This window comes from Vibrio casei, from assembly GCF_002218025.2.
GTDB classification, from domain to species: Bacteria; Pseudomonadota; Gammaproteobacteria; order Enterobacterales; family Vibrionaceae; genus Vibrio; species Vibrio casei.
In genome coordinates, this window is record NZ_AP018680.1 from 1,209,679 (window position 1) to 1,236,248 (window position 26,570).

The following is a 26,570-nucleotide window of genomic DNA, read 5'->3' on the forward strand; positions in this document are numbered from 1 at the left end:
AAAATTTAGAAATATCACAATATAAACATGACAGTGCGATATTTACCATGCTTATGTCTACTCGATAAACCAATATCCTTTATTTAATAATTCAGTGAGTAACTGAATAGCGGCAGGAATGCTTGTTAATGAAGCTAGGGTTTGTGATTCAATCCATTCTTCATCGCATAAAATTGACGCCAGTGGTTCTAAACCTGTTTTCAATATAAATACTTCACCGTTGATAAATAACGTATTTTTATTATCTTCCAAGTATAAAGCTCGTAAGCCAGATACTTTATACAGGCCTTCACCGGTTTGGATATGTTGCATGATATCATCCATTGTCCACTCTTCTTCAGGTGCAACCATATTGAGTTGATGACGAGATTGGCTGAGCATGCAACCAAGGAAGTTGTCGATTAACATTGGTTCTTGAGTGGCACGTTTTAACATATCACTCATAAGGTTAGCATCATGGCGTTGAATCATACCATTAGCCGATTGTGCCTTTTGATCTGGGTTATGTAAGTGAACATCCCCAATATCATGGGCTAATACGTAATCGGCAAAGTTGCTGAGTAGTTCTTGCTCTTTTGGTGAACGAAAGCCGACGGAATAGCTTAAAGACGCTTCAAGTGCATAGCCATCGTGCGGGAAGCCTGGTGGAATATACAAAATATCACCGGGTTCTAGAGTGTCATCAATAATGGCGTCAAAACTATCTATTTGGCGAAGTGCCGAGTTACGACATACTTCTTCATATTGTCCTTCATCTTTTGCACCAACACGCCAATGACGCTTACCCATACCTTGGCATATGAAAACATCGTATTGATCAATATGCGGACCAACGCCACCATTTGGAACCGCAAAGCTAACCATTAGATCATCAAATAACCAACCGGGCATCGCTTTAAATGGTGCCACCAAGTCCGCGGCTTGTGGGTGCCAATGATTGGCAGCTTGAACGATTAAAGACCAATTGGTTTCACTCAGATCTGCAAATTTTTCTTCAGCGAAAGGGCCGTGCTCTGCTTGCCAGTCATCATTTAGGTTGGAGACAAAACGAGAATCAATTTCTTCTTCCATTGCAAGTCCGGCAAGCTCATTAGGAGAAAGGGGATCAACAAAGCCTTGCTGTGGTGTGTCAAAAAATAAACCACCTTTAATTATGGTGGGTTTTTTTTGCCAATACTCGGCCATAAATTCAGAAAATGAAAAAGAAAGTTGATACATGATGAGCCTATAGTTGGAAATGAATTGGAACAGATCTGGAGTGTAACAGAAAGGTATAGAACAGGAAAAATATGTGCTTCAAAATTTTTTAATAACTTTATACATCGTTAAAAATAGCAATAAAAAAGGCTAGCCGAAGCTAACCTTTACTATAAATTCGTTTGAATAACGAAAGGGCGAAATGCCATAATTTCGTCATCCAACGCGATTGATTATTTTAACAAATCTGTCAATTTAACCGCATCACCGATATAGTTAGCTGGTGTCATTTGTTTTAGACGCTCTTTTTCATCCGCAGGGATTTCAAGACCATCAATAAATGCACGCATGCCTTCGCCATCTACACGCTTACCACGAGTTAACTCTTTTAGTTTCTCGTATGGTTTTTCGATACCGTAACGACGCATAACCGTTTGTACTGGCTCTGCCAATACTTCCCAGTTTTTGTCTAGTTCAGCTTCTAGTGCTGCTTGGTTAACTTCAAGCTTGCTAATGCCACGCATAACGGAAGAATAAGCGATTAATGCATAACCACAACCCACACCTAGGTTACGAAGAACCGTTGAGTCAGTTAGATCACGCTGCCAGCGAGAAATAGGCAGTTTCTGAGCAAGATGCCCGAAGATAGCATTGGCTAAGCCTAAGTTACCTTCTGAGTTTTCGAAGTCGATTGGGTTCACTTTATGCGGCATGGTTGAAGAGCCAATTTCACCCGCAATGGTTTTTTGCTTAAAGTGGCCCAGTGCGATGTAACCCCAAATATCACGATCAAAGTCGATCAAAATGGTGTTGAAGCGTGCAATCGCATCGAATAATTCTGCAATGTAATCATGCGGTTCGATTTGAGTGGTGTATGGGTTCCAATCAACACCTAGAGATTTTGTGATGAACTCTTCGCTGAATTTATGCCAATCTAATTCTGGATAAGCCGAGATGTGAGCATTGTAGTTGCCTACCGCGCCGTTGATTTTCGCTAAAATTTCAACGTTAGATATTTGCTTATATTGGCGTTCCATACGGTACGCTACGTTCGCCATTTCTTTACCCATTGTAGAAGGTGAAGCTGGCTGACCATGTGTGCGAGACAATAATGGGATGTCACGGTATTCAACCGCAAGGCCTTTAATGGCATCAATAATTTGGCGAATGGCAGGTAAAACCACTTCGTCGCGTGCTTCTTTTAGCATTAAAGCATGAGAAGTATTGTTGATGTCTTCAGAGGTACAAGCGAAGTGAATGAATTCACTAACTGCATGCAACTCAGGCATAGTTTCAACTTTTTCTTTCAGGAAGTACTCAACCGCTTTTACATCATGGTTGGTGGTACTTTCAATCGTTTTGATACGATTTGCATCTTCTTCACTGAAGTTGGCTGCAAGATCATCAAGGAATGTATTCGCTGCAGCGCTAAAAGCGGGCACTTCTGCTATGGCATCTGTCGCTGCAAGCTTCTGTAACCAACGGATTTCAACGATGGTACGGTACTTAAGGAGTCCGTACTCACTAAAGATCTCGCGTAACGCAATCGTTTTACTTCCGTAACGACCGTCTACTGGTGAAACAGCAGTCAATGCCGACAGTTCCATGTGTGTCTCCTGAATTAAATGAGTTAAATTAGATTGAGTTTAAAAGGGGGGCTTTGCATCATCATTTATACTTCACGCACGAGCAAGTAAGATCTTGGCTTGTTCAACCATTTTCTTACGATTAAGGATAAGATGACGACGTTTACCACCAACTTGACGCCATAAAACGGCGCAACGTACGCCCGCGAGTAATAGTGCGCGTACTTTATGTTGGTTGATGGTTTGCTGTAAAACTTCTGGGGTACCAGAAACTTGAATGCGTGGACCGACAGGGCTAATAACATCAAGGTATACACTGGCTAAATTTCCGATCATTTGGTCATCAAATAAATCGTAATGTTCAGTTTGGCGTTGAATATTAGTGAGACGATCACCAAGTTGTGCCATTGAGTCTGGTCGTGAATTCAATTTACGCTCTAGTGCCATAATGCTGATGATATAGCGCGTGGTTTCACTGCCACTCGGCGTACTATCAATCCCTTTCACTAGTGTTTCTAAGCCTAGTTTAAGATTAGATTCATCGCCAAATACATCAAGCGTGTTTCTTGGATTCATGTTAGTGATTGTTTTTAGAGCAGTTTCAAAAGCATCTGAATCACACTGTCCGTTACGAGCCACTTGTTGAACAAGGGCGACTGCTTGGCAAATTCCAGCAAAAGCGATAGTACGGTCATAAAGTGTGTTTGCCACGTTTACTTCTCCTAAAAACAATCGCATATTATATAAAGCAATTGTGTTGATTGATTTTTAAATATAAATAAAAGGGCTATAAACAGCCCTGATATAATTAAATTCTTGCTTCGATGATCCCGCCACCTAAGCACACATCGTTTGCGTAAAAGACCGCCGATTGCCCTGGTGTTACTGCAACTTGAGGATCATCAAAGGTCACTTTTATACTCGGGTTGTTAGTATCGCTACCAATAATGGGTTCAATAGTACATGGGATATCTTGCTGACGATAACGTGTTTTTACCGTACAGCGTATCGATTCTGTGATTGCTTGTCGATCCACTAAGTGAAGTTGAGACGCGATTAACCCATTTGATTTTAATAATGGGTGTTCAGCACCTTGCACCGCAATTAACACATTACGCTTTAAGTCTTTTTCAGCAACATACCATGGTTCTTCATTACCACCGCCACCTTTTTGTCCGCCAATATGTAAACCTTTACGCTGACCGAGTGTGTGGTACATCAAACCTTGGTGCTCACCAATTACGTGACCTTCAGGTGTTTCAATCTTGCCCGGTTGTGCAGGCAAGTAACGAGATAAGAAATCTGTAAACTTCCGTTCACCAATAAAGCAAATACCGGTTGAGTCTTTCTTCTTCGCAGTGATGAGATCTTGCTCTTCTGCAATACGGCGTACTTCTGGCTTTTCTAAATCGCCGACAGGAAATAAGCTACGAGCGACTTGTTCATGGCTTAGAGTATAAAGAAAATAACTCTGGTCTTTATTGTTATCTAACCCGCGAAGCATTTGAGGTTTTTCGCCAGCCGCTTGTTGTTCAGCTGTTGGAAATGTGCGACGAACATAATGGCCCATTGCAATATAATCGGCATCTAGAATTTCATCCGCAAATTCGAGAAATGCTTTAAATTTGATTTCTTTATTACATAAAATGTCGGGGTTGGGTGTACGACCAGCTTTGTATTCTGCTAGGAAGTATTCGAATACGTTGTCCCAATATTCAGCAGCAAAGTTGATGGTATGCAAATGGATGCCTAACTTATCACACACAGCCTGAGCGTCAGCTAAATCTTCTGCCGCTGTACAGTATTCTTCATTATCATCTTCTTCCCAATTCTTCATGAAAAGGCCTTCAACTTGGTAGCCTTGCTGTTGAAGTAGGTAAGCGGATACGGACGAATCTACGCCGCCGGACATTCCGACAATGACTTTTTTATTAGCGTTTTCTAGCTTTTGGCTGTTATCTGACATGCAATGTGTACCACAAAATTAATCTGGGGCGAATTCTAACAGAAAGTTAATGTTGGTGACAGATCTGAAGGTCAGATCAAAGCACCTATTTATCCCCTATGAGTTAAGTTATGAGGGAGTTTCAAATTTCTGTCTTTATTACTTGATAGTGGCCTGGCTTCAGATCGTTTAATGACCAATCTCCAATCGAATAGCGAATCAAACGTAGCGTAGGAAATCCAATATGTGCCGTCATTCTGCGTACTTGGCGATTGCGTCCTTCAATGATGGTAATAGCAAGCCAGGTTGTTGGAATCGCCGCTCTAAACCGTACGGGAGGGTTACGTTCCCATAATGTTGGTTCACTCATGATTTCCACTTTTGCGGGCAAGGTCATGCCATCTTTAAGTTCGACGCCTTGGCGCAATTTATCTAAATCGTTTTTAGTAGGTGCACCTTCAACTTGAACCCAATATGTTTTGGGGGATTTTGATTTTGGCTGGGTAATTTTTGCTTGTAGTATACCGTCATTCGTGAGCACCATTAATCCTTCGCTGTCTCTATCTAAACGACCAGCCGCGTAGACATTTTTGACATCAATAAAATCGGCTAAAGTTTTTCGTCCTTCACCATCGGTAAACTGGCTTAGTGTGTTATATGGCTTATTAAATAATAAGACAACTCTATTTTTAGCTGTGATGGTCGGAATGGATTTAGGCTTGCGTGAGTGAGGGGAATGAAGTGATGATTGGCATTTTTTAGGCGAAGTATGTAAAGTTTTCTTTTCCTTTTCAGTGGTCTGATCTGTTTTAAACTTACTGCGTTGCTTGGGGGCAGAACGAGAGTGAGAAGGGGTGGACATGTTAACTACCTTGCAAAAATATAAACAAACTAAATGGCTAAGTTTTAATAAAGCCAGAAATGTTCTAGTATGGAGCGCGCTAAACACAAGATAATAGACTAATTACTCGAATTTGTTTAATTCAATCGAGAAATTCTTACCCAAGAGGCTTTCTCATCAGGTTGCTGCAATATCGATTAACAGAAGGAGTCTGTTATCTTAAACATAGGGTTAAGTCTATCCAATGACTTATCTCTTGAGCCATACAGTCAATCTCATCTATTAAGACTGTTCGATATATATAGGGAAATTCAATGCCTACCACAGATCAAACGAAAAACAAGCTGCCAACTATTATTTACACCATTACGGATGAAGCTCCAGCACTGGCTACATATTCATTATTGCCAATTATTCGTGCTTATACCGCTTCTTCTGGTATTAATGTTGATACTCGCGACATCTCATTAGCGGGTCGGATTATTGCCAACTTTCCTGATTACTTAACTGAAGAGCAACGTATTGGTGATGCATTAACTGAGCTTGGTCAACTTGCCAATACGCCTGAAGCGAACATTATTAAATTGCCTAATATTTCAGCATCGGTTCCCCAACTGCGTGCCGCTATTAAAGAACTACAAGCGAAAGGATACGCACTTCCAAATTATCCAGATGAACCAAAAACGGATGAAGAACGTTCGATAAAAGAAACGTACGATAAAATTAAGGGCAGTGCAGTAAACCCAGTATTGCGTGAAGGTAATTCTGATCGCCGTGCGCCACTTTCAGTGAAAAACTACGCGAAGAAAAATCCACATTCAATGGGGGCGTGGGATACCAATTCAACATCTCATGTTGCCAGTATGACAGAGCAAGACTTCTATGGTAGCGAGAAATCTGTCACGATCGATGGGGCGACCTCTGTTCGCATCGAACATGCAGATGCAGCGGGTTCTATTGAGGTACTGAAAGCCGATTTTGCTATTCAAGATAAAGAAATCATTGATGCGGCTGTTCTTAATAAAGCCGCGTTGGTTGAGTTTTTTGAAAAAGAAATTCAAGCAGCAAAAGATCAAGGTATTTTACTTTCGTTGCATTTAAAAGCGACAATGATGAAAGTATCTGACCCAATTATCTTCGGTCATGCAGTTAAAGTTTACTACAAAGATGTGTTTGCAAAATATGGCAACGTATTCGAAGAGTTAGGCGTAGATGTTAATAATGGCCTTGGTGATGTTTACAGCAAAATAGAGTCTTTACCTGTTGATCAAAAGCAAGAAATTGAGCAAGCGATTCAAGCGGTTTATGCTACTCGTCCTGCACTGGCAATGGTTGATTCTGACCGAGGTATTACTAACCTTCACGTTCCTAGTGATGTGATTGTTGATGCTTCAATGCCTGCAATGCTTCGTTCTTCAGGAAAAATGTGGAATAACGATGGCCAATTGCAAGATACGAAAGCAATGATTCCAGATCGTTCTTATGCAGGCGTTTATCAATCTGTTATTGATTTCTGTAAGTTACATGGCGCATTTGATCCAACGACAATGGGAAGTGTACCCAACGTTGGTTTAATGGCTCAAAAAGCAGAAGAGTACGGTTCACATGATAAAACGTTCGTGGCGAAAAAAGCCGGTGTTGTTCGTGTTATTGGTGCAAACAATAAAGTCTTACTTGAGCAAGATGTTCAAGAAGGCGATATTTTCCGTATGTGCCAAGTGAAAGATGCACCCATTCAAGATTGGGTTAAACTTGCTGTGACTCGCGCACGTGCGACTGGCGTCCCTGCAATCTTTTGGCTAGATGAAAAACGTGCCCATGATGCACAGCTTATTCAGAAAGTGAATGCGTATCTTCCTGAGCATGATACCAATGGATTAGAAATTAAAATCTTAGATCCGGTTGCAGCGACCAATTATTCACTAGAGCGCATTAAAGAAGGTTTGGATACTATTTCGGTAACCGGTAACGTTCTTCGTGACTACTTGACAGATCTATTCCCTATTCTTGAACTGGGCACTTCTGCGAAAATGCTTTCTATTGTTCCATTAATGAATGGTGGTGGTTTGTTTGAAACGGGTGCGGGCGGTTCAGCGCCAAAACACGTTCAACAAGTTGAAAAAGAAAACCACTTACGTTGGGATTCTTTAGGTGAATTTTTAGCCTTAGCGGCTTCTCTTGAGCATTTGGGGACAGTAACCGATAACCCTAAAGCAAAAGTATTGGCTCAAACGCTTGATAAAGCGACGGGCCAATTCCTTGATGAGAATAAATCACCTTCTCGTAAAGTGGGTGAACTTGATAACCGCGGTAGTCATTTTTACCTGGCTTTATACTGGGCTAAAGCGCTTGCAGAACAAGCTGATGACGCGGATCTTGCAACACAATTTTCCCCAATTTCTGCTGAATTAGTAGAAAAAGAACAGCAAATTGTATCAGAGCTAAATAACGCACAAGGTGCCCCTGGTGACTTGGGTGGTTACTACTTATTTGATGATGCGAAAGTGACTCGTTTAATGCGTTCTAGTGATGTGTTTAATTCAATTGTTGATAGTTTAAAATAAGTTTTAATAACTTGTTTTAAGTATATAAACGCCTCCATAAAGGGGGCGTTTTCGTATGCTTTTACGGGCTTGTTATTTAATTAAAACTTATCATTTAGAATAACTTAGGCATACAGTAACCACCTTATAAGGTGTATAAGGTGTATAAGGTGGTTTGTAGATAATGAAAAGAGCTTAGAAAAGAGTATTACCTTCTTATTTACTTTGATCTGTTTCGACTGGCATTACCAAACTAGCATGAGAGCCTTTAGGACCTTTTTCTACTTCGTATGATACTTGTTGCCCAGCTTTTAATGTCCGGTACCCATCCATTTTTATGGTTGAGTAGTGAGCAAATATATCTCCCTCTTCACCTTCTGGACAAATGAAACCAAATCCTTTGGCATTGTTAAACCACTTAACTGTACCTGTAGCCATGCTTTACATCCCTCATGCTTTTTAACGACGACAACGGTTAATTTTTTAACCACTCAGAACACAATTTAGACAATCATGGCTAACAGTCAATAGTTTTGAGTGATAATTCAGCAGTTAAGTATCAATTTATTGAAGTGGACTTGACTTTTATTTAACAACCTTGTCGATAACTCATAGCATTTTTATGCTTAGGAAATGAGGGGGCGATGGAAATTTAATCGTTTAATGTGCAACTTTAGCGTAATAGTGATCTTTTATTTGCAGGGATACAATAGGTGCATTAGTCTCTAAAAGAGAGCAGAGTAAGTCTGAATGTTTTCTATCCGTGTTGTAATAAAGTAGATTTTAAAATGAGTAAGCAATACCAGTGGACTTCGCCAGATATTGATTTTCTGGACGATGAGAAAACAAAAGTTAGACCTCCGGCTATGTATCATGTTGTGTTGAATAACGATGATTACACACCGATGGATTTTGTCATTGATATATTGAATCGTTTTTTTTCTATGGATTTGGAGAGTGCGACTCAAATTATGTTAAAAGTACATTATGAAGGAAAGGCTATCTGTGGGACATATACTGCAGAAGTAGCAGAAACGAAAGTCATGCAAGTGACTCTGTATGCAAAAGAAAATGAACATCCTTTATTGTGTACGATGGAACAGGTGTAAGCGTGAACAAGCTTTCTCTTTATAGTTAAAACTTGTACTTATTGTAAAAGAAGCTTTGTATGAACAGATGTTACTGTTCTTTGGGGAGGTAGCTATGCTAAATAAAGAACTAGAAATGAGCTTGAATAGTGCGTTTATACGTGCCAGAGAAAAGCATCACGAATTCATGACGGTTGAACATCTTTTACTTGCATTGCTTGATAATAATTCGGCCAATGAAGCTTTATCTGCTTGCCAAGCTGATATAGAAACTTTACGTCAGGAATTGGACATTTTTATTGACCAAACAACACCACTCATTCCTACCGCCGATGATGAGCGCGAAACTCAACCAACATTAAGTTTTCAACGTGTATTACAACGAGCAGTATTTCACGTGCAGTCTTCGGGTCGCAGTGAAGTTGCTGGCGCGAATGTTTTAGTCGCCATTTTTAGTGAGCAAGAATCACATGCTGCTTATCTATTAAAGAAAAATGATATTAGCCGATTAGATATTGTTAATTTCATTTCCCACGGTATTCGCAAGTTATCTGATGAGAGTGAGAGTGCGCCAAGTGCTTTTAATGAAGAACAAACACCTGATTCGAGTTCAGAAGAAAGATTAGATAGCTTTGCAACAAATTTGAATGAAGTAGCCAAAAGAGGTCAAATCGATCCATTAATTGGCCGCGATATAGAATTAGAAAGAACGATTCAAGTACTTTGTCGTCGCAGAAAGAATAACCCATTGTTGGTTGGTGAAGCTGGCGTAGGGAAAACGGCTATTGCTGAAGGCCTTGCATGGCGAATAGTTGAAGGTGATGTCCCTGATGTGATCAAGGATTCAGTCATTTATTCTCTTGATATTGGGTCATTACTTGCGGGCACTAAGTATCGTGGTGACTTCGAAAAACGCTTTAAGACCATTTTAAAGCAACTTGAAAAAGAAAAAGATACCATTTTATTCATTGACGAAATTCATACAATAATTGGCGCCGGTGCAGCATCAGGCGGTCAAGTTGATGCCGCGAATCTTATTAAACCATTATTAAGCAATGGTAAGTTACGTTGCATTGGTTCAACAACTTATCAGGAATACAACAGTATTTTTGAGAAAGAAAGAGCGCTCGCTAGACGTTTTCAAAAAATTGATATTTTAGAGCCTTCTATTGAAGATACCACTAAGATTTTGATTGGATTGAAAAGTAAATATGAAGAGCATCACGAAGTTCGCTTCACAAATAAAGCACTTCGTGCAGCAGTTGAATTATCCGCTAAATACATCAATGAAAGGCATTTACCAGATAAAGCAATTGATGTTATGGATGAAGCGGGGGCTCGTTGTCGATTAGCTCCTGTCGGTAAACGTAAAAAAACAGTGAATGTGGCTGATATTGAAGCAATTGTTGCTAAAATGGCGCGTATCCCTGAAAAATCGGTCTCTTCATCAGATAAAGAAACACTTGCTAAGCTTGATGAGCGATTAAAAATGCTAGTCTTTGGGCAGGATCCTGCGATCGATGTGCTGTGTGAGGCCATTAAACTCACACGAGCAGGGCTTGGTCATGAGCATCAACCCGTCGGCTCTTTTTTGTTTGCAGGGCCTACTGGCGTTGGTAAAACTGAAGTGACTGTACAGCTTTCTAAATTACTGGGTGTCGAATTATTGCGCTTTGACATGTCTGAATATGGTGAGCGCCATTCAGTAAGCCGTTTGATCGGTGCTCCTCCGGGGTATGTTGGTTACGATCAAGGCGGGCTACTAACAGATGCTGTGATTAAGCACCCGCATTCAGTGGTTCTTTTGGATGAAATAGAAAAAGCACATTCGGATATTTTCAATTTGTTACTTCAAGTAATGGATAACGGGACATTAACGGATAATAACGGACGAAAAGCTGATTTTCGTAATGTGATTCTCGTTATGACAACTAACGCTGGTGTTCAAGAAACAGAAAAACAGTCTATCGGACTCATTCAGCAAGATAACAGCCATGATGCTATGGCGGAAATTAAGAAAATATTCACTCCTGAGTTTAGAAACCGTCTTGATAATATCATCTGGTTTAATAGCTTAAGTGAAGAAATGATCCATCAGGTTGTCGATAAGTTTATCGTTGAACTTCAAGCTCAGCTCGATGTGCGAGGGGTATCAATGGAAGTATCTGAAGATGCTCGTCATTGGTTGGCTAGACGTGGTTATGATAGAACGATGGGCGCAAGGCCAATGGGACGGGTTATTCAAGATAAGTTGAAAAAACCACTAGCAAATGAATTACTATTTGGTTCATTAGTCGATGGTGGAACGGTAAAAATTACGCTTCATGAAGATGAGCTTAAATTTACCTATTTAAATCAAGAAGAAGCGGTTCATTAATTTGGATAGTTTAGTTTTTTAAGGTTTATTTGCTTATCGTTATGAAAGGCTCTTAAGTATTTAGGAGCTTTTTTATAAGCATTAAATTGAGATAATAAAAAAACCGAAGCTATTCACTTCGGTTTTTATGTCTATTTATACAAATGCAAAATGAATATTTCTGCAAATCATAAATTAAAAATTAACGAGCACGGAAAACGATACGGCCTTTAGATAAATCGTATGGAGTCATTTCTACAGTCACTTTATCACCCGTTAGGATACGGATGTAGTTTTTACGCATTTTACCAGAAATGTGCGCCGTTACTACGTGACCATTTTCTAGTTCAACACGGAACATAGTGTTTGGTAATGTGTCAAGGACAGTGCCTTGCATCTCGATTACGTCTTCTTTTGCCATTTAATCCTCTTACCGAAATTTGGCTTATTTTTAACTACTGGATTGCGTAGTCAAAATAGGGGTCATGATACTCAAACATAGTAAAGTGATGCTCGAGTTTAAAGTTGTTGCGTATTCTACCCTTGCCAACGCTTATTTACTAGCTTTTGATGACGTTGAAATCGAACTTTGTAATTCATAGCAGGGCAATCATCAATTTGGTAACCGAGATAAAGCCACTGTTTCCCCATGCTTTGGCATGCCTTCATTTGAAGTAAAACACATAATGTACCAAGTGATAGGGTGTGGTTTGGTTCAAAGAAGGTGTAAAATGCGCTAAGGCAATGTTCGAGATTATCGGTGACAGCAATCGCTACGAGCTCATGATTATCATAAAGATGCAAAAAATACGGTTTTAGCCAACTTGCATTCACAAATTGATAAAAAGTATCTTGATTGGCAGGAAACATACTGCCTGATGAGTGGCGTACTGATATGTATCTTTCATACAGTTCAAACCAATTATCATCTAGCGCATTTTTTAATTCCCACTGCAATGACAAGCTTTTATTTAGCAGCCTTTTCTGGCTTTTTGAAAATTGAATATCAGGAATAGATATCCTGATCGGTTGACAAGCTTGGCAATGGTCACAATGAGGTTTGTAAATGATGTCTCCACTACGTCTAAATCCATTTGCTAAGAATATTTCATAGTGTTCTGAAGTGTGATGTTCAGGTTCAATAATAACCGCGACACGCTCTTGTTGGTCCTCTAAATAGCTGCATGGGTTATTATTAGTAAGTCCTATTTTGATTTGATTAGATTCCATACTACTAGTCTTCGAGTGATAATATTTGAGAATGAAGTTTTATTTTTTGATGTTCATTATGTTTTAATTGAGAAATAAATCTCTCTCGAGATATTTGGGTGACACCTAAGCTAAGTAGGTGGTTATTCATCATTTGACAGTCTATAAGTTTGCCCCCAACTTTATTAAAGTAGTGGCACAAATGCCAAAATGCGATCTTAGATGCGTTACTTGTAAGAGAAAACATTGATTCACCACAAAAAACTTGTCCAATGCTTAGCCCATAAAGGCCGCCAACAATTGTCTTTCCGTCCCAGACCTCAATGGAATGGCAGTGGCCTAAATCTGCCAATTCAATATAAGCTTCTTGCATTTCTTGAGTTATCCATGTTTCGTCAATACTTCTGGTGCTAGCACAGAGCTTAATGATGCTTGGCGTTGCTTGATTAAGTGTAACGGTTAGGTTTGATTTCCTCATATATTTACGCAAGCTTTTAGAGGGTTTGAAAGCCGAGGGTTGAATAACGGCTCTTTGGTTTGGGCTCCACCATAAAATAGGATCGTCATCTGAATACCAAGGGAAAATACCATGTTGATATGCCTTAAGTACTGTTTTGGGTTGCAAATTACCACCAAAAGCTAATAACCCGTTTGGTTCATCTAGCGCTTGTGTCACGGGAGGGAACTGCCCATGTAAATCATCTAAGCAAGGTAAATAGAAGGTCATAGATACCACATCCCATTATATGAGTAAGGAATAACAAATCAGCTATACAGCAAGATAATAGCAATATTTGAGCTAGCACTGAATCTTGTTTTTAGTTAATCTCGAGAGAATACTTGAGTGTTACTCATGAACTTTAAGCGATTTATGCAAGGAATGTCGTCACTAATGGAAAGCCTTACTCTTCAGCCAATTCAAAAAATTTCAGGTGAGATTAACTTACCTGGTTCAAAAAGCTTGTCAAACCGAGCTTTGCTACTCGCCGCTTTATCTACGGGAACCACTCGATTAACGAATTTACTTGATAGTGATGATATTCGCCATATGCTCAATGCCTTAAAAACCTTAGGTGTAAAATATCAATTATCAGAAGATAAAACGGTGTGCGATGTTGAAGGGAGAGCCGGTCCTTTAAATTCTAAGTCCTCTGTTGAGCTTTTTTTGGGTAATGCTGGCACTGCAATGAGGCCTCTAGCTGCCGCATTGTGTTTGGGAGAGGGGGAGTTCATTTTGACAGGTGAACCTAGAATGAAAGAGCGCCCTATTGGTCATTTAGTTGATGCATTACGTCAATCTGGTGCTAGTGTTGAGTACCTTGAAGCCGACAATTATCCACCATTGAAAATTAAAGGAACTGGATTGAAGTCGGGTTCGGTTTCTATTGATGGGTCTATTTCTAGCCAATTTTTAAGTGCATTTTTAATGTCGGCACCTTTGGCTGAAGGTGACGTTACCATCAATATTGATGGGGAACTTGTTTCTAAACCCTACATTGATATCACGCTTGATATTATGTCCAAATTTGGCGTTGTAGTGGAAAATGATAATTATCAAAGGTTTGTGATTCGCTCGAATCAAAGTTACCAAAGTCCTGGTCATTACTTAGTTGAAGGTGATGCTTCATCTGCATCTTATTTTTTAGCGGCTGCTGCAATTAAAGGTGGTGAGATTAGAGTGACAGGTATAGGGAAAAATAGTATTCAAGGGGATATTCAATTTGCAGACGCATTAGAGAAAATGGGCGCTGAGATTGAATGGGCAGATGACTATATTCTCTGTCGTCGTGGTGAATTAACGGCAATAGATATGGATTTTAATCATATTCCAGATGCTGCCATGACGATTGCGACAACGGCTTTGTTTGCAAAAGGGACAACATCAATCCGAAATGTTTATAATTGGCGTGTAAAAGAAACGGATCGTCTAGCCGCAATGGCCACGGAGCTACGAAAAGTAGGCGCTGAAGTTGAAGAAGGGCATGATTATATTACTATCACACCGCCAGCTCAATTAACTCATGCTGCGATTGATACTTATGATGATCATCGGATGGCAATGTGTTTTTCGCTCGTGGCTTTAAGTGACATACCTGTTACAATTAACGATCCAAATTGTACTTCTAAAACGTTTCCAAATTATTTTACGAAGTTCTGTGCACTAAGTGAGTTGTAATATATTTGACATAATTTAAATTTATAAATAACAAAGCCTTACTGCAATGTAAGGCTTTTTTCTATGTAATTTATGAGTTCAGTCTATACAGACCTATCCTCATGTTTATCGATTGGCAGATGAGCGTCAAGCTTTGGAAATTAATTTCTTTTATTGGCAATATACCATGCATGATGGCTTACCTTTCTGTATAATTTGTCCCCTGAATTACGTCCTATCCAAATTAAATTCGGAGAAAATTTATGTCATCTCGAAATCCGGTTATCACCGTTGATGGACCTAGTGGGGCAGGGAAAGGCACATTGTGCATGATGTTAGCTGAGAAACTAGGGTTCCATTTATTAGATTCTGGCGCTATATACCGTGTACTTGCTTTAGCTGCAATTCACCATGGTGTCGATACGGAATCGGAAGATGCATTAGTTCCTTTGGCAACGCATCTTGATGTGCAATTTATTGCCGAGGGCGATTTAGTTAAAGTTATATTAGAGGGTGAAGACGTATCTAGAGAATTACGTAAAGAAGAAACAGGTACTGCTGCCTCTAAAGTTGCCTCATTACCTCGAGTACGAGAAGCGCTCCTACGCCGTCAGCGTTCATTTAGTGCTGAACCTGGTCTAGTGGCTGATGGCCGAGATATGGGAACCGTTGTTTTTCCTAGCGCAGAAGCCAAAATATTTTTAGATGCGAGTGCAGAAGAAAGAGCACAGCGTCGTTTGAATCAGTTGCAAAATAAAGGCTTAAATGGTAGATTCGATCAACTTTTATGCGACATTAAGGAACGTGATGATCGTGATCGCAATCGAGCGGTAGCGCCGTTACGTCCTGCAGATGATGCATTAGTGATTGATTCTACATTACTTTCTATTGAAGACGTGGTGGCTCAATCGCTTAAATTTATAGAATCTAAACTCGCTAAGTAGCTTTTAGTTAAGGTTTTTTTATTAGGGTAATGCCTTAATTTATTTTACTTAAACTAAATACTTAACGACAAGGACTGTCGGTCGCAAGGATGATGACTGACTAATTTATCAACCCCATGCGGTAGGATACCCATGGACGTTTAATTAAATGAAGATCATATTATAATGACTGAATCTTTTGCTCAACTCTTTGAAGAGTCGCTAAACGAACTAGAATTCCGCCCAGGTACTATTGTAAAAGGTACTGTTGTTGCTATTGAGAACGGTTTCGTTCTTGTAGACGCAGGCCTTAAATCTGAATCTGCTATTCCAGCTGAACAATTCAAGAACGCTGCTGGCGAACTTGAAGTTGAAGTTGGTGCTGAAGTAGATGTAGCACTTGACGCGGTTGAAGATGGTTTCGGTGAAACTCAACTTTCTCGTGAGAAAGCTAAGCGTCACGAAGCGTGGATTGTTCTTGAGAAAGCTTGCGAAGAAGCTGAAACTGTTGTTGGTATCATCAACGGTAAAGTTAAAGGCGGTTTCACTGTTGAATTAAACGGTATCCGTGCTTTCCTTCCAGGTTCTCTAGTAGACGTTCGCCCTATTCGCGATACTGCTCACCTAGAAAACAAAGAGCTAGAGTTCAAAGTAATCAAGCTTGATCAGAAACGTAACAACGTTGTTGTTTCTCGTCGTGCTGTTATCGAATCTGAAAACAGTGTTGAGCGTGACGAACTTCTTGAAACTCTACAAGAAGGTACAGAAGTTAAAGGTATCGTTAAGAACCTTACTGACTACGGTGCATTCGTTGATCTTGGCGGTGTTGACGGCCTACTTCACATTACAGATATGGCTTGGAAGCGTGTTAAACACCCATCTGAGATCGTAAACGTAGGTGATGAAATCCTAGTTAAAGTTCTTAAGTTTGACCGTGAGCGCACTCGTGTTTCTCTAGGCCTTAAGCAACTTGGCGAAGATCCATGGGTAGCAATTGCTAAGCGTTACCCAGAAGGTCACAAACTAACTGGTCGTGTAACTAACCTAACTGATTACGGCTGCTTCGTAGAAATCGAAGAAGGCGTTGAAGGTCTAGTACATGTTTCAGAAATGGATTGGACTAACAAAAACATTCACCCATCTAAAGTGGTTAATGTTGGCGACGAAGTTGAAGTTATGGTTCTTGATATCGACGAAGAACGTCGTCGTATCTCTCTAGGCCTAAAACAATGTAAAGCTAATCCTTGGCAGACTTTCGCTGAAGCGCAAGCTAAAGGCGACAAAGTAACTGGTAAGATTAAGTCTATCACTGACTTTGGTATCTTCATTGGTCTTGACGGTGGAATCGACGGTCTTGTTCACTTATCTGACATTTCTTGGAATGCTCAAGGTGAAGAAGCCGTTCGTGATTACAAAAAAGGCGATGAAATTTCTGCAGTTGTTCTAGCAGTTGATGCTGATCGTGAGCGTATTTCTCTTGGCGTTAAGCAAATGGAAAACGACCCGTTCAATGCATACGTTGCAGATAACAAAAAAGGTACGCTTGTAAACGGTACTGTCACTGCAGTTGACGCGAAAGGTGCTACAATTGAACTAATCGAAGGTGTTGAAGGTTACATCCGTGCATCAGAAGCTGCACGTGACCGTATCGAAGACGCATCTTTAGTGTTCAGTGTTGGTGATAGTGTTGAAGCGAAATTTACTGGTGTTGACCGTAAAAACCGCGTAATCAACCTATCTATCAAAGCGAAAGACGAAGCTGAAGAGCAAGAAGCAATGGCTACACTAAATAAAGCAGATGAAGCTTCATTTGGTAACGCTATGGCTGATGCATTCAAGGCTGCTAAAGGCGAGTAATCATTGCCTATAGGGGAGCCAGATTATGGCTCCCTTCTTCGATAAGTTAGAGTAAAGTGAGGGAATCACCTATGACTAAGTCAGAGTTAATAGAACGACTATGTGCTCAGCAGACACACCTTTCGACTAAAGAAGTAGAAGATGCCGTTAAGGATATCCTTGAGCATATGGCTACTAAGCTAGAAGATGGTGATCGTATTGAAATCCGTGGTTTCGGAAGTTTTTCTCTACATTATCGAGAGCCACGTGTTGGACGTAATCCTAAATCTGGTGAGAAAGTTGAGTTGGACGGTAAATACGTTCCTCATTTTAAACCAGGGAAAGAGTTGCGCGAGCGTGTAAACAACAGTCTGTAATACAGATAGTTAGAATTTTTAAAAGCGGCAATCTTTAGAGGTTGCCGCTTTTTTATCGATATGGTTATTTGAAAAAGAGGCTTAATGTAGAATATTTCCTAGTTTCAATCGATTGGCAATGGAGTGTCTGGTAAATTTACTGCATAATCTAAGGTAATGTTTCGTTGCTTGATGGTGGTAATTATGAAAATTATAAAAACTATATTAGTTATCGCACTTTTTCTTGTTGCATTAGCGCTTGGCGCACAAAACCAAGAAACGGTGACTTTTAATTATCTTATTGCGCAAAATGATTTACCTTTGTCTTTATTGCTCGGTTTTGTTTTTATCACAGCGTTCGCGATTGCATGGCTCATTTTTGGCAGCCTCTATTTAAAGTCAACACTTACGATACGTCGCTTACGTAAACAGCTAAATAAAACTAAAGCGGAAGTTTCCTCCCACTCATCAGAGAAATTACCTGAAATTAAAGGCTAGGTTTATTCGTTAATGCTAGAGCTACTTTTTCTACTGTTACCTATCGCCGCTGCATACGGTTGGTATATGGGTAACCGCAGTGCTCGTCATGATAAGCAAGAACAATCACATCAGATCTCACGACAATACGTTAGAGGTCTTAACCTCCTATTGTCTGAGCAATCTGATAAGGCGGTTGATCACTTTATTGAATTATTGCAAGTAGATGATGAAACCATTGATACTCATCTTGCTTTGGGGAATTTATTTCGTTCTCGCGGCGAAGTGGATAGAGCAATCAGAATTCACCAAAACCTAATCACTCGTGAAGGTTTAACTATTGATCAAAAAAATATCGCATTACAACAACTTGCTAAAGATTACATGGTATCTGGTTTTTTTGACCGTGCAGAAAAAATTTTTGAACAATTGGCCGATGAGCCCGAACATAAAGAACAAGCACTCCTTCAGTTAGTTACTATTTACCAGCAAACACGTGAATGGAGTAAAGCCATTAAATGTGGTGACGCTTTAGTAGCGATGGGTAAAAAGAAGATGCGTAAAGATATTGCTCACTATTGGTGTGAATTAGCAATGCATGAACTGAGCCTAACTAATACATCAAAAGGTGTACTTTACTTTAAACGAGCGCTGACTGAAGATCCTAAGTGTGTACGTGCCACTATTGCTCTTGGGAATATTTATCTTGAATCGGATAATTATACTCAGACAATAACAATGTTGGAAAAAGTACTTGAGCAGGATATTGATTACATCCCAGAAGTATTACCAACCCTAGCCGATTGTTATTACCAGATTGGGCAAGAAGGCGGTATGTTGGAATTTTTAAAGAAATGTATTGCGAAGAAAGCAGGTGTATCGGCTGAATTAATGCTTGCACAAATGGTTGCTCAGCATGAAGGCATCGCTGCAGCACAAACGTTATTAACTCAACAACTCATTAAAAATCCTACCATGAAAGGCTTTTATCGTTTAATCGATTACCATATTGCAGAAGCAGAAGAAGGTAGGGCGAAAGACAGTTTAACAACGTTACAGGAAATGGTTGGTGTTCAAATGAAGGCCAAGCCGCATTACCAATGTCGACAATGTGGTTTTGCTACTCATTCGATTTATTGGCACTGTCCATCATGTAAAGGATGGGGAACCATTAAACCTATACGTGGTTTGGATGGTGAATAATGATTATAAAAGCTGTAAATAGAAATCTCCACGATTCTAAAATTGGCCTGTATTACTATCAAAATAAGACATTAGATAATATTAATTGCGTAAACGAGATAGAGGAAAATCAATGTTAGACCCGAAAGTAATTGTTGCCCTTGATTATGATAACCAGAATGATGCACTAGCCTTTGTGGATAATATTGATCCAGCATTGTGCCGTCTGAAAGTCGGCAAAGAAATGTTTACGCTTCTTGGGCCTGATTTTGTTCGACAACTTCATGCTAAAAATTTCTCTGTTTTCTTAGATCTAAAATTCCATGATATTCCTAATACATGCTCTAAAGCCGTTCGTGCAGCCGCAGAGTTAGGTGTGTGGATGGTTAATGTTCATGCTAGCGGTGGGGAGCGTATGATGACAGCATCACGCGATATCTTAGAACCTTATGGTAAGAACCGTCCATTATTAATCGGTGTGACGGTATTAACGAGTATGGAACAAATGGATTTAGCGGGTATTGGTTTAGATATTACGCCACAAGATCAAGTAAAGCGTTTAGCTCAATTAACCAAAAATAGTGGCTTAGATGGAGTTGTATGTTCAGCTCATGAATCTTCAATGCTAAAAGTGGATTTAGGCAAAGAGTTTAAATTGGTGACACCAGGGATACGCCCTGCGGGTAGCGATGCTGGAGATCAGCGACGTATTATGACGCCAGCAGAAGCAATGACAGCGGGATCTGATTACTTAGTTATCGGGCGTCCAATTACTCAAGCTCAGAATCCTAATCAAGTGCTATTAGATATTAATGCAACTCTAAATTGACCGTTAATTGAATGATAAAAAGCTCGGTTTTACTGAGCTTTTTATTTTTAACTTGTTAGTCTTACAAGTCGTTATTGCGTTCGGTTGGAATATCACTTAAATATTGAACGAACTCTATTTCAAAACCTGCCGGATCAATGAAATATACATTGCGGCGGAATGGGTTATCTGCGCCGGGCTTCGCTATTTGATAGCCAGCATTTTGTAGCCTTACTATAATAGTATCAATGTTGTCAGTTACATAAGCAAAATGCGCTAAACCTGTTTGGTGCCCCTCTAAGTTCCGATTTTCTCCTACGCCATTATCACTGATTGCTATATAGTATTTGGTATCTCCAAAATGTAACCAGCGCCTTGGTTTTCCATACCATTCACCTTCCCCTTCGCTACGAATAGCCCAATGTGGAAAAGCTGCTTTATAGAATGCTAGCATTTCTTCAACATCACTCACGACCAAGTTGACATGTTCTAAATACATACTATTTCCTTGTGTGCTTATTGTTTGGGTTTGTAATAGATACACACTAAAACCTAAAGTTAAGATGAGGTAAAGCCTTTCTTCTATAGATACTAGCAATGATGTAATGAAAAATGTAAAGGGGGCATGAATATTTGTATGAAAATATGAGTTGAAGAGTTTGGTGGTACAGGCCTGTGTTACAATCACTCCTCATGTTAAATTAGAGAGCCGTATGAATTCAGATATTCTATTCCATAAAACCTACCACCATCCAACCAGTAATGAATGGGTAGTGTTTGTTCATGGCGCAGGTGGAAGTTCTTCATTATGGTTCAAGCAAATTAAAGATTATCGACAACATTTCAATTTATTGTTAATTGATTTGAGGGGACATGGTCGTTCAAATCAATTACTGAAAAACATTATCTCTAAGCATTATTCATTTGAAGAAGTTACGATGGATATTCTACGTGTTTTGGATCATTTGAAGATACAATCTGCGCATTTTGTTGGCATGTCTTTAGGCACCATTCTTGTGAGAAATTTAGCTGAAATGGCGAGCAATAGAGTGGACAGTATGGTGCTAGGTGGCGCCATTACGCGCTTAGATATTCGATCTCAGGTATTAGTGAAAGCGGGGGACATGTGTAAGCACATAATTCCATATATGTGGTTATATAAATTATTTGCGTACGTTGTTATGCCTCAACGTAGTCAGAAAGAATCTCGGCATTTATTCATTCATGAAGCTAAAAAATTGTGTCAGAAAGAATTTAAGCGTTGGTTTAAATTAGCGGCTGATGTGAATCCAATGATGAAATACTTCAGAGAACGTGAAATTGCTATTCCTACACTTTATTTAATGGGCGAGTTGGACTACATGTTTATTCATCCTGTAAAAGAAATGGTTTCTAAACATAGAAGTAGTTGGTTATTAGAGATCCCGAATTGCGGTCATGTTTGTAATGTAGAGCGTCCTCAAGAATTTAATAATTATTCAATTAAGTTTATTCAGAAACACAGTAAATAACCTTAATTGATTTACTGTGGATCTCGTCATTTATTGCTTATGGTCACTATTTCCACAGTTCCAACATACCGCAAATGTGGCTTCGACGGATTCATTACATTGATTACATATCCAGTTAGGTAGTTCATCATCTTTTCTATTTTCATACTCAGTGATAATGTCTTTAGCTTGTTTTTCAAATCGATCGTTGACAAGCCAGACATAAGGATCAGTATCGTTTGTCATTGGGATCTCACCTTTTAGACTGAAGATATTATCAGAGTGAACTTCTGCATGAATATTTTGGCTTTCAAGTAAGCCACGAACAATATGGGCTTCTATTGGATCATGAGCACTAAATATTTTCATTCTTCGGTATCCTTAAAAGAGTTCACTTCCGATTGTTGTATGGTTTGATAACCAGCCCATATGCGGTTTCCAGCTGTGAAAAAACAAATTAAAGCAAAAATAGCGGCCAAGATAGGGAAGTGTTGTGGCCATATACAAAAAGCAATAAAGATAGCGATAGTCTCTGTGCCCTCTGCAACGCCGGACATATAGTACAAGGATTTATTTCTATAAACGGGGTTTTCAATTTTTTGTTTTGCAGCAATAGAAGCAAAAGCGAGAAAGCTGCTACCTGTTCCGACAAAAGAAATGATTAAAAGAGCACCCCACACGGCATTTTGATCTGGGTTGGCTAAAATAAAACCAAATGGGATCAGAGCATAAAATAAAAAATCCAGAGTGATATCTAAAAATCCACCAGCATCAGAAGGAGAGGTAAGGCGTGCAATAGCCCCATCTAATCCGTCGCCAATTCGGTTTAATATAATGAAAGTCAGAGCCAAGGTATATTGCTCTAACCATAAACTTGGTAAAGCACATAGTCCGAGTAAAAAGCTGCACCATGTGACTTTATCCGCTGAAATGTCATTGTTAATACAGATTTTTGCCGTAAAATTTAACGGTGTTTTAATAATGGGGATCATGTATCTATCGAGCATTAAGACTTTCCTCTTTTAGGTTATCCCAATGAATAAGAGTACCATCTTCTGGGGCATCCATTTCATCATGTGTCACCATTAAGGTGGGAACTTGTGCTTGTTTTAGTTGTGTGAATACCCAACGGCGAAAAGCCACTCTTAAATTCATATCTAATTTGTTAAATGGTTCGTCCAATAATACGGCTTTAGGTTTTGCTTGCAGCATTCGTAATAAGCTTACACGTGCGCGTTGACCCCCTGATATTTGGTGTGGCATAGAGCAAGCTAGCTTATCAAGGTTCACCTGCTTCAGACACTTGATTACATGTTGCTTTCGTTCTTTACCTTTTATTTCATTCGGCAATCCTATAGCGATATTTTCCCACACATTCAAATGTGGAAAAAGAAGGTCATCTTGAAATAAAATGCCGATCTGACGTTGATGAGGGAGCGTTGTTTCAATTGATTGTTGATTGAGTACAATCTTACCTTCTAGTAAAAAATCATCAGATAAGTGGCCTGCAATTGTGCTTAATAAGGTTGATTTACCACAACCACTTGGCCCCATCAATGTCAGAATCTCGCCTGGCTTTATTAGCATATTGACGCCTTCGATAAGTGGCCCTTGATGCTTATGATGAATTGACAATGATTGTAGTTGTAAGCTCATTACTTAATCCCCAAGGGTGTAAGGTTTGTTCTTCGTTGTAACAATCGGTTTGTGAACAACGCAACACTGAAGAACACAAATGGTAAAATGGCTTGCCACAATGCATATAATGCAACCACACGTCGATCATGACCGCTTGATAATGCAACGGCTTCTGTAGTGAGCGTAGTGATGCGACCAGCGCCTAACATAATAGTTGGTAGGTATAGTGCTAAGCTCACACTTATCCCCATTGCCCAAGCAAATAATATAGCACCGGATAAGGTGCGCACTTTAATTTTAAACCAAGTCATTATCGGTGATAGACCTAAACTGGTAGCGGTTTGTGATAAGCGAATAGGGTAACTTTTCCAGGGACCATCTAGGCTGAGGTATATATAAGGGAAGGCAAAAAAGACATGTGACCAAACCACCCATGTTAAGTAATGATCTTGTCCTACCCATAAGCTGGTTATTTGCATGCCAAACAATAATGAAAGTTGTGGAATAAGGATTGGTAAAGCAATGATGTACATAGGTAAAGCAATGCTAAATTTGTGACGATATTCATGAGCGATTATGGCAAGTACCAGAGCAATAAAACTACTGAAAAGGGCAATACTAATACTGGTTATAATCGTTTCTTGAATATAAAACCACTCACTTTGCCAAAACCGTAAGCTCCAGTTAGTCGGTAGCATATTTGGAAATTGCCACCGTTGAGCAAACGTCCAAATAATAATAATAGGTAGCGTAGCTAAACTTATGGCTGCGAGTAAGAGAAAGAAATACGGCTTAATTACAATATGGCTATGTCGACCAGAGAGCATCCAAGAACGGTAAAAACCTAAGAAAGTTCGTTCCAGCATCCATATTAATGCAATCAGTAATGAACATAAAAAGAAGAGAACAAAAGCACCTGCAGCAGCGCGAGGAAGCTGGCTTAAGTCTGGTTCGTTAAACCATTGCCAAACTAATACAGAGAAAGTTGGTGGGTGAGTAGGGCCTAATATTAAGCTGACATCTACCACTGAGCCTGAGTAAGCGATAATAGCAAATAAAGGAAAGCGCATGTGTTTCCACCATTGGGGAAATAAAATTTTCCACCAAGATTGATGTAAAGAATAACCTAAACTTTGACTTACCTGTAACGTTTCAGAGACTTTAAGGTTATGTAAAATCGGCATGCTCATTAACAGTAAAAAAGGTGTTTCCTTAATTGCTAATGCAAAGGTTAAACCAATTCCAACGGTATCTTGTAATGAAAAAAAACCATCAAAAAGCGTGTGACTAAAAACCAAATGAATAAGGCGTGCAATCCAACCTGTATCGGAAAATAAAAATAGGAACCCAACCGCGAAAGCAACATGGGGTAAAGCGAGGAGTGGAGATAAAGATTTCTCAACCCTCACCCAGTGTCGAGTCCCCCAATAAGCTTGAATAATAGAAAATGTCATTATCGAAGCGAGTAAAGAACTCGAAATCGCAATAAATAGAGTTTGCTTGATGGAGTGCAGAACGCCCGGCCAGCTAAAAACAGAATAAAAGGCATCAAGGCTGATATTGAAAAGCCCAAGAGGCGGTATATAACCGAGCGCAGGGGCGATCATACCAAAAAAACCGGGTATAAGAGGGAATACTCCAATGAGTAACACGATTAAATAACTCAGCCGAAGCATCAAGCTTTTATCCATCGATGATGACTGATTAACATCTATCGGCTATAACGCTTAAGCCAAGCTTGTTCAAGTGCAGTTTGCCAACTAGGATGGGGTTCGGCAACTGAAGGAAAAAGCTTGGTATTTTTAGCGCTGCCAGTTAAGTAAGCGGTTTGTAAAATAGAGGGATCGCCCCAAATGTTAATATCCCCTTTTTTAGATTGAGCTTCTGGACTAAGTAAGAAATTAATTGCCACCATTGCCCCTTCTTTTGCATTAGCATTCCATGGAATAGCTAAGAAGTGAATATTGGATAAAGCGCCACTTTTCCAAGCGTATGTCGTCGTCGTTTTTGCTAATTTACCGCTGGCTTGCGCAGAAAACACTTCATTAGGGTTAAATGTTAGAGCAATATCGATTTGATTATCATCTAAAAGTTGAACAAGCTCTGGTTGGCTAGTCGGAAAATGTTTACCTTTTTGCCATGTTAAAGGCTGCAAAGCATCTAAGTAATCCCAAAGTGGCTGAGTCGTGCTGGTGAATGTTTTAGGATCAACGGGTTTGGCAAGCGCGGGATCATGATTGGTTAACTCGATTAATAATGCTTTTAAAAAACTGGTGCCATGAAATTGAGGTGGTTTTGGATAGGTAATTCGTCCAGGATGCGCTTTGGCATAAGTAAGTAAAGCAAGGGCGGACATAGGAGGCGATGGCAGCTTTTTTGTGTCATAGATATACACCAATTGGCCCACACCCCAAGGCGCTTCTAAGCCGTTGGTCGGCTCTGCAAAATCTGTCGTGACAGGGAGTGATTGATCAACTTTCTCCCAGTTCGGAAGAGCGTCGACAAAAGGCCCGAAGAGTAATTGGTTATGCTTCATGGATTTGAAATTTTCACCATTGATCCAGACGACATCGACACTGCCATTACTATTTTTATTCGCCGCTTTTTCGGCTAAAAGGCGGGTTGTGGTTTCCGCAATGTCACTGACTTTTACATGATGAAGTGTAATCCCATAGCGTTGCTTAACTTGCGAGCTTGCCCAGCGAAGATAATCATTAATTTCTTGGCTTCCTCCCCAGGCATTTAAATACACATCTTGTCCTTTCGCTTTTACTTCAATAGATTGCCAATCCGATAACGTGTCGGCGTGAGACATAAAAGGTAAAGTTGTGGAGAGTGTTAACGCACAGCTAAGCAAAAAATGTTTCATACAAATCCTATGTAATGGTACATGTTGTAATAGAAGACAGAACTAAAAGGAAAAAAATTTCATTATTTCTA

Annotated in this window: 26 protein-coding genes; 11 read left to right on the forward strand and 15 right to left on the reverse strand. The window is 39.7% G+C overall.

The window, feature by feature from the left end; all coding sequences use genetic code 11:
* Window positions 1–57 precede the first annotated feature (57 nt).
* From VCASEI_RS05835 to VCASEI_RS05855, 5 genes are all read right to left on the reverse strand, one after another.
* On the reverse strand, window positions 58–1,218 hold the full coding sequence (locus VCASEI_RS05835; RefSeq protein WP_086958109.1) for a ribosomal protein uL16 3-hydroxylase: 1,161 nt from the start codon (window positions 1,216–1,218) through the stop codon (window positions 58–60).
* 212 nt (window positions 1,219–1,430) lie between these two features.
* Window positions 1,431–2,804, reverse strand: coding sequence for an adenylosuccinate lyase (gene purB / locus VCASEI_RS05840; RefSeq protein ID WP_089110913.1), 1,374 nt, complete (start codon window positions 2,802–2,804; stop codon window positions 1,431–1,433).
* Window positions 2,805–2,876: 72 nt separating this feature from the next.
* Window positions 2,877–3,494, reverse strand: coding sequence for a high frequency lysogenization protein HflD (gene hflD / locus VCASEI_RS05845; RefSeq protein WP_086958113.1), 618 nt, complete (start codon window positions 3,492–3,494; stop codon window positions 2,877–2,879).
* Window positions 3,495–3,591: 97 nt separating this feature from the next.
* The gene (mnmA, locus tag VCASEI_RS05850) at window positions 3,592–4,749 is read right to left on the reverse strand and encodes a tRNA 2-thiouridine(34) synthase MnmA (protein ID WP_089110914.1); all 1,158 of its coding nucleotides are present in this window, start codon (window positions 4,747–4,749) and stop codon (window positions 3,592–3,594) included.
* A gap of 121 nt (window positions 4,750–4,870) precedes the next feature.
* Entirely contained in the window at window positions 4,871–5,590 is a 720-nt protein-coding gene (locus VCASEI_RS05855) for an rRNA large subunit pseudouridine synthase E (RefSeq protein ID WP_089110915.1), read from the reverse strand.
* A 293-nt stretch (window positions 5,591–5,883) separates the two neighbouring features.
* Here VCASEI_RS05855 and VCASEI_RS05860 point away from each other — a divergent pair, with 293 nt between their 5' ends.
* Window positions 5,884–8,133 carry an NADP-dependent isocitrate dehydrogenase gene (locus tag VCASEI_RS05860; RefSeq protein WP_089110916.1) on the forward strand — a complete coding sequence of 750 codons (2,250 nt, stop codon included), beginning with the start codon at window positions 5,884–5,886 and terminating at the stop codon, window positions 8,131–8,133.
* A 195-nt stretch (window positions 8,134–8,328) separates the two neighbouring features.
* On the opposite strand, the gene cspD is transcribed toward VCASEI_RS05860, so the two are convergent.
* Entirely contained in the window at window positions 8,329–8,550 is a 222-nt protein-coding gene (gene cspD / locus VCASEI_RS05865) for a cold shock domain-containing protein CspD (protein ID WP_017024039.1), read from the reverse strand.
* A 350-nt stretch (window positions 8,551–8,900) separates the two neighbouring features.
* Here cspD and clpS point away from each other — a divergent pair, with 350 nt between their 5' ends.
* Together clpS and clpA are read left to right on the forward strand one after the other, a co-directional pair.
* On the forward strand, window positions 8,901–9,221 hold the full coding sequence (gene clpS / locus VCASEI_RS05870) for an ATP-dependent Clp protease adapter ClpS (RefSeq protein ID WP_089110917.1): 321 nt from the start codon (window positions 8,901–8,903) through the stop codon (window positions 9,219–9,221).
* Window positions 9,222–9,315: 94 nt separating this feature from the next.
* Window positions 9,316–11,577 carry an ATP-dependent Clp protease ATP-binding subunit ClpA gene (gene clpA / locus VCASEI_RS05875; protein ID WP_089110918.1) on the forward strand — a complete coding sequence of 754 codons (2,262 nt, stop codon included), beginning with the start codon at window positions 9,316–9,318 and terminating at the stop codon, window positions 11,575–11,577.
* A gap of 181 nt (window positions 11,578–11,758) precedes the next feature.
* Here the strand turns inward: clpA and infA are convergent, their stop codons facing one another.
* From infA to aat, 3 genes are all read right to left on the reverse strand, one after another.
* Window positions 11,759–11,977, reverse strand: coding sequence for a translation initiation factor IF-1 (gene infA / locus VCASEI_RS05880; RefSeq protein ID WP_001040192.1), 219 nt, complete (start codon window positions 11,975–11,977; stop codon window positions 11,759–11,761).
* Window positions 11,978–12,093: 116 nt separating this feature from the next.
* Complete coding sequence (locus tag VCASEI_RS05885) at window positions 12,094–12,786, reverse strand: arginyltransferase (protein ID WP_086958123.1); 693 nt, start codon at window positions 12,784–12,786, stop codon at window positions 12,094–12,096.
* A 4-nt stretch (window positions 12,787–12,790) separates the two neighbouring features.
* Window positions 12,791–13,492: a leucyl/phenylalanyl-tRNA--protein transferase gene (aat, locus tag VCASEI_RS05890; protein WP_086958125.1), complete on the reverse strand. Its 702-nt coding sequence runs from the start codon at window positions 13,490–13,492 to the stop codon at window positions 12,791–12,793.
* Window positions 13,493–13,657: 165 nt separating this feature from the next.
* Between aat and aroA the strand changes: the two genes are divergently transcribed.
* The 7 genes from aroA (at window position 13,658) to pyrF (ending at window position 20,523) form a co-directional block, all read left to right on the forward strand.
* Window positions 13,658–14,941 (forward strand): 3-phosphoshikimate 1-carboxyvinyltransferase, encoded by a 1,284-nt coding sequence (aroA, locus tag VCASEI_RS05895; protein ID WP_086958127.1) that lies wholly within the window; start codon window positions 13,658–13,660, stop codon window positions 14,939–14,941.
* A gap of 242 nt (window positions 14,942–15,183) precedes the next feature.
* Window positions 15,184–15,864: a (d)CMP kinase gene (gene cmk, locus VCASEI_RS05900; protein WP_086958128.1), complete on the forward strand. Its 681-nt coding sequence runs from the start codon at window positions 15,184–15,186 to the stop codon at window positions 15,862–15,864.
* Window positions 15,865–16,029: 165 nt separating this feature from the next.
* Entirely contained in the window at window positions 16,030–17,700 is a 1,671-nt protein-coding gene (gene rpsA / locus VCASEI_RS05905) for a 30S ribosomal protein S1 (protein WP_086958130.1), read from the forward strand.
* 71 nt (window positions 17,701–17,771) lie between these two features.
* Window positions 17,772–18,056 (forward strand): integration host factor subunit beta, encoded by a 285-nt coding sequence (gene ihfB, locus VCASEI_RS05910; protein ID WP_086958132.1) that lies wholly within the window; start codon window positions 17,772–17,774, stop codon window positions 18,054–18,056.
* 183 nt (window positions 18,057–18,239) lie between these two features.
* Complete coding sequence (locus VCASEI_RS05915; protein ID WP_086958510.1) at window positions 18,240–18,533, forward strand: LapA family protein; 294 nt, start codon at window positions 18,240–18,242, stop codon at window positions 18,531–18,533.
* Window positions 18,534–18,545: 12 nt separating this feature from the next.
* The gene (gene lapB, locus VCASEI_RS05920) at window positions 18,546–19,715 is read left to right on the forward strand and encodes a lipopolysaccharide assembly protein LapB (protein ID WP_086958134.1); all 1,170 of its coding nucleotides are present in this window, start codon (window positions 18,546–18,548) and stop codon (window positions 19,713–19,715) included.
* A gap of 112 nt (window positions 19,716–19,827) precedes the next feature.
* Window positions 19,828–20,523: an orotidine-5'-phosphate decarboxylase gene (pyrF, locus tag VCASEI_RS05925; RefSeq protein ID WP_086958136.1), complete on the forward strand. Its 696-nt coding sequence runs from the start codon at window positions 19,828–19,830 to the stop codon at window positions 20,521–20,523.
* Window positions 20,524–20,584: 61 nt separating this feature from the next.
* Here the strand turns inward: pyrF and VCASEI_RS05930 are convergent, their stop codons facing one another.
* A complete protein-coding gene (locus VCASEI_RS05930; RefSeq protein ID WP_086958138.1) occupies window positions 20,585–21,001 on the reverse strand; it encodes a VOC family protein in 417 nt (138 codons plus the stop codon).
* 214 nt (window positions 21,002–21,215) lie between these two features.
* On the opposite strand from VCASEI_RS05930, the gene VCASEI_RS05935 reads away from it, so the two are divergent.
* The gene (locus tag VCASEI_RS05935) at window positions 21,216–22,013 is read left to right on the forward strand and encodes an alpha/beta fold hydrolase (protein WP_086958140.1); all 798 of its coding nucleotides are present in this window, start codon (window positions 21,216–21,218) and stop codon (window positions 22,011–22,013) included.
* Window positions 22,014–22,043: 30 nt separating this feature from the next.
* Here the strand turns inward: VCASEI_RS05935 and VCASEI_RS05940 are convergent, their stop codons facing one another.
* The 5 genes from VCASEI_RS05940 to VCASEI_RS05960 are packed head-to-tail and all read right to left on the reverse strand — an operon-like array spanning window position 22,044 to window position 26,499.
* The gene (locus VCASEI_RS05940; protein WP_086958142.1) at window positions 22,044–22,361 is read right to left on the reverse strand and encodes a putative signal transducing protein; all 318 of its coding nucleotides are present in this window, start codon (window positions 22,359–22,361) and stop codon (window positions 22,044–22,046) included.
* Window positions 22,358–22,999, reverse strand: a complete 642-nt coding sequence (locus VCASEI_RS05945; protein ID WP_086958144.1) for a CDP-alcohol phosphatidyltransferase family protein — start codon at window positions 22,997–22,999, stop codon at window positions 22,358–22,360. The genes VCASEI_RS05940 and VCASEI_RS05945 overlap by 4 nt, the downstream gene beginning before the upstream one ends.
* On the reverse strand, window positions 22,989–23,648 hold the full coding sequence (locus tag VCASEI_RS05950; protein WP_086958146.1) for an ATP-binding cassette domain-containing protein: 660 nt from the start codon (window positions 23,646–23,648) through the stop codon (window positions 22,989–22,991). Before VCASEI_RS05950 ends, VCASEI_RS05945 begins: the two co-directional genes overlap by 11 nt.
* Window positions 23,648–25,306, reverse strand: coding sequence for an ABC transporter permease (locus VCASEI_RS05955; protein ID WP_089110919.1), 1,659 nt, complete (start codon window positions 25,304–25,306; stop codon window positions 23,648–23,650). Before VCASEI_RS05955 ends, VCASEI_RS05950 begins: the two co-directional genes overlap by 1 nt.
* 35 nt (window positions 25,307–25,341) lie before the next feature.
* Window positions 25,342–26,499, reverse strand: a complete 1,158-nt coding sequence (locus VCASEI_RS05960; RefSeq protein WP_086958150.1) for an ABC transporter substrate-binding protein — start codon at window positions 26,497–26,499, stop codon at window positions 25,342–25,344.
* Between the last annotated feature and the right edge of the window lie 71 nt (window positions 26,500–26,570).

Excerpts from the sequence above, each read along its gene's own strand:
- VCASEI_RS05835 (WP_086958109.1), bottom strand. The coding sequence starts at position 1,218 with ATGTATCAACTTTCTTTTTCATTTTCTGAATTTATGGCCGAGTATTGG.
- purB (WP_089110913.1), bottom strand. The coding sequence starts at position 2,804 with ATGGAACTGTCGGCATTGACTGCTGTTTCACCAGTAGACGGTCGTTAC.
- mnmA (WP_089110914.1), bottom strand. The coding sequence starts at position 4,749 with ATGTCAGATAACAGCCAAAAGCTAGAAAACGCTAATAAAAAAGTCATT.
- VCASEI_RS05855 (WP_089110915.1), bottom strand. The coding sequence starts at position 5,590 with ATGTCCACCCCTTCTCACTCTCGTTCTGCCCCCAAGCAACGCAGTAAG.
- VCASEI_RS05860 (WP_089110916.1), top strand. The coding sequence starts at position 5,884 with ATGCCTACCACAGATCAAACGAAAAACAAGCTGCCAACTATTATTTAC.
- cspD (WP_017024039.1), bottom strand. The coding sequence starts at position 8,550 with ATGGCTACAGGTACAGTTAAGTGGTTTAACAATGCCAAAGGATTTGGT.
- clpS (WP_089110917.1), top strand. The coding sequence starts at position 8,901 with ATGAGTAAGCAATACCAGTGGACTTCGCCAGATATTGATTTTCTGGAC.
- clpA (WP_089110918.1), top strand. The coding sequence starts at position 9,316 with ATGCTAAATAAAGAACTAGAAATGAGCTTGAATAGTGCGTTTATACGT.
- infA (WP_001040192.1), bottom strand. The coding sequence starts at position 11,977 with ATGGCAAAAGAAGACGTAATCGAGATGCAAGGCACTGTCCTTGACACA.
- VCASEI_RS05885 (WP_086958123.1), bottom strand. The coding sequence starts at position 12,786 with ATGGAATCTAATCAAATCAAAATAGGACTTACTAATAATAACCCATGC.
- aat (WP_086958125.1), bottom strand. The coding sequence starts at position 13,492 with ATGACCTTCTATTTACCTTGCTTAGATGATTTACATGGGCAGTTCCCT.
- aroA (WP_086958127.1), top strand. The coding sequence starts at position 13,658 with ATGGAAAGCCTTACTCTTCAGCCAATTCAAAAAATTTCAGGTGAGATT.
- cmk (WP_086958128.1), top strand. The coding sequence starts at position 15,184 with ATGTCATCTCGAAATCCGGTTATCACCGTTGATGGACCTAGTGGGGCA.
- rpsA (WP_086958130.1), top strand. The coding sequence starts at position 16,030 with ATGACTGAATCTTTTGCTCAACTCTTTGAAGAGTCGCTAAACGAACTA.
- ihfB (WP_086958132.1), top strand. The coding sequence starts at position 17,772 with ATGACTAAGTCAGAGTTAATAGAACGACTATGTGCTCAGCAGACACAC.
- VCASEI_RS05915 (WP_086958510.1), top strand. The coding sequence starts at position 18,240 with ATGAAAATTATAAAAACTATATTAGTTATCGCACTTTTTCTTGTTGCA.
- lapB (WP_086958134.1), top strand. The coding sequence starts at position 18,546 with ATGCTAGAGCTACTTTTTCTACTGTTACCTATCGCCGCTGCATACGGT.
- pyrF (WP_086958136.1), top strand. The coding sequence starts at position 19,828 with ATGTTAGACCCGAAAGTAATTGTTGCCCTTGATTATGATAACCAGAAT.
- VCASEI_RS05930 (WP_086958138.1), bottom strand. The coding sequence starts at position 21,001 with ATGTATTTAGAACATGTCAACTTGGTCGTGAGTGATGTTGAAGAAATG.
- VCASEI_RS05935 (WP_086958140.1), top strand. The coding sequence starts at position 21,216 with ATGAATTCAGATATTCTATTCCATAAAACCTACCACCATCCAACCAGT.
- VCASEI_RS05940 (WP_086958142.1), bottom strand. The coding sequence starts at position 22,361 with ATGAAAATATTTAGTGCTCATGATCCAATAGAAGCCCATATTGTTCGT.
- VCASEI_RS05945 (WP_086958144.1), bottom strand. The coding sequence starts at position 22,999 with ATGCTCGATAGATACATGATCCCCATTATTAAAACACCGTTAAATTTT.
- VCASEI_RS05950 (WP_086958146.1), bottom strand. The coding sequence starts at position 23,648 with ATGAGCTTACAACTACAATCATTGTCAATTCATCATAAGCATCAAGGG.
- VCASEI_RS05955 (WP_089110919.1), bottom strand. The coding sequence starts at position 25,306 with ATGCTTCGGCTGAGTTATTTAATCGTGTTACTCATTGGAGTATTCCCT.
- VCASEI_RS05960 (WP_086958150.1), bottom strand. The coding sequence starts at position 26,499 with ATGAAACATTTTTTGCTTAGCTGTGCGTTAACACTCTCCACAACTTTA.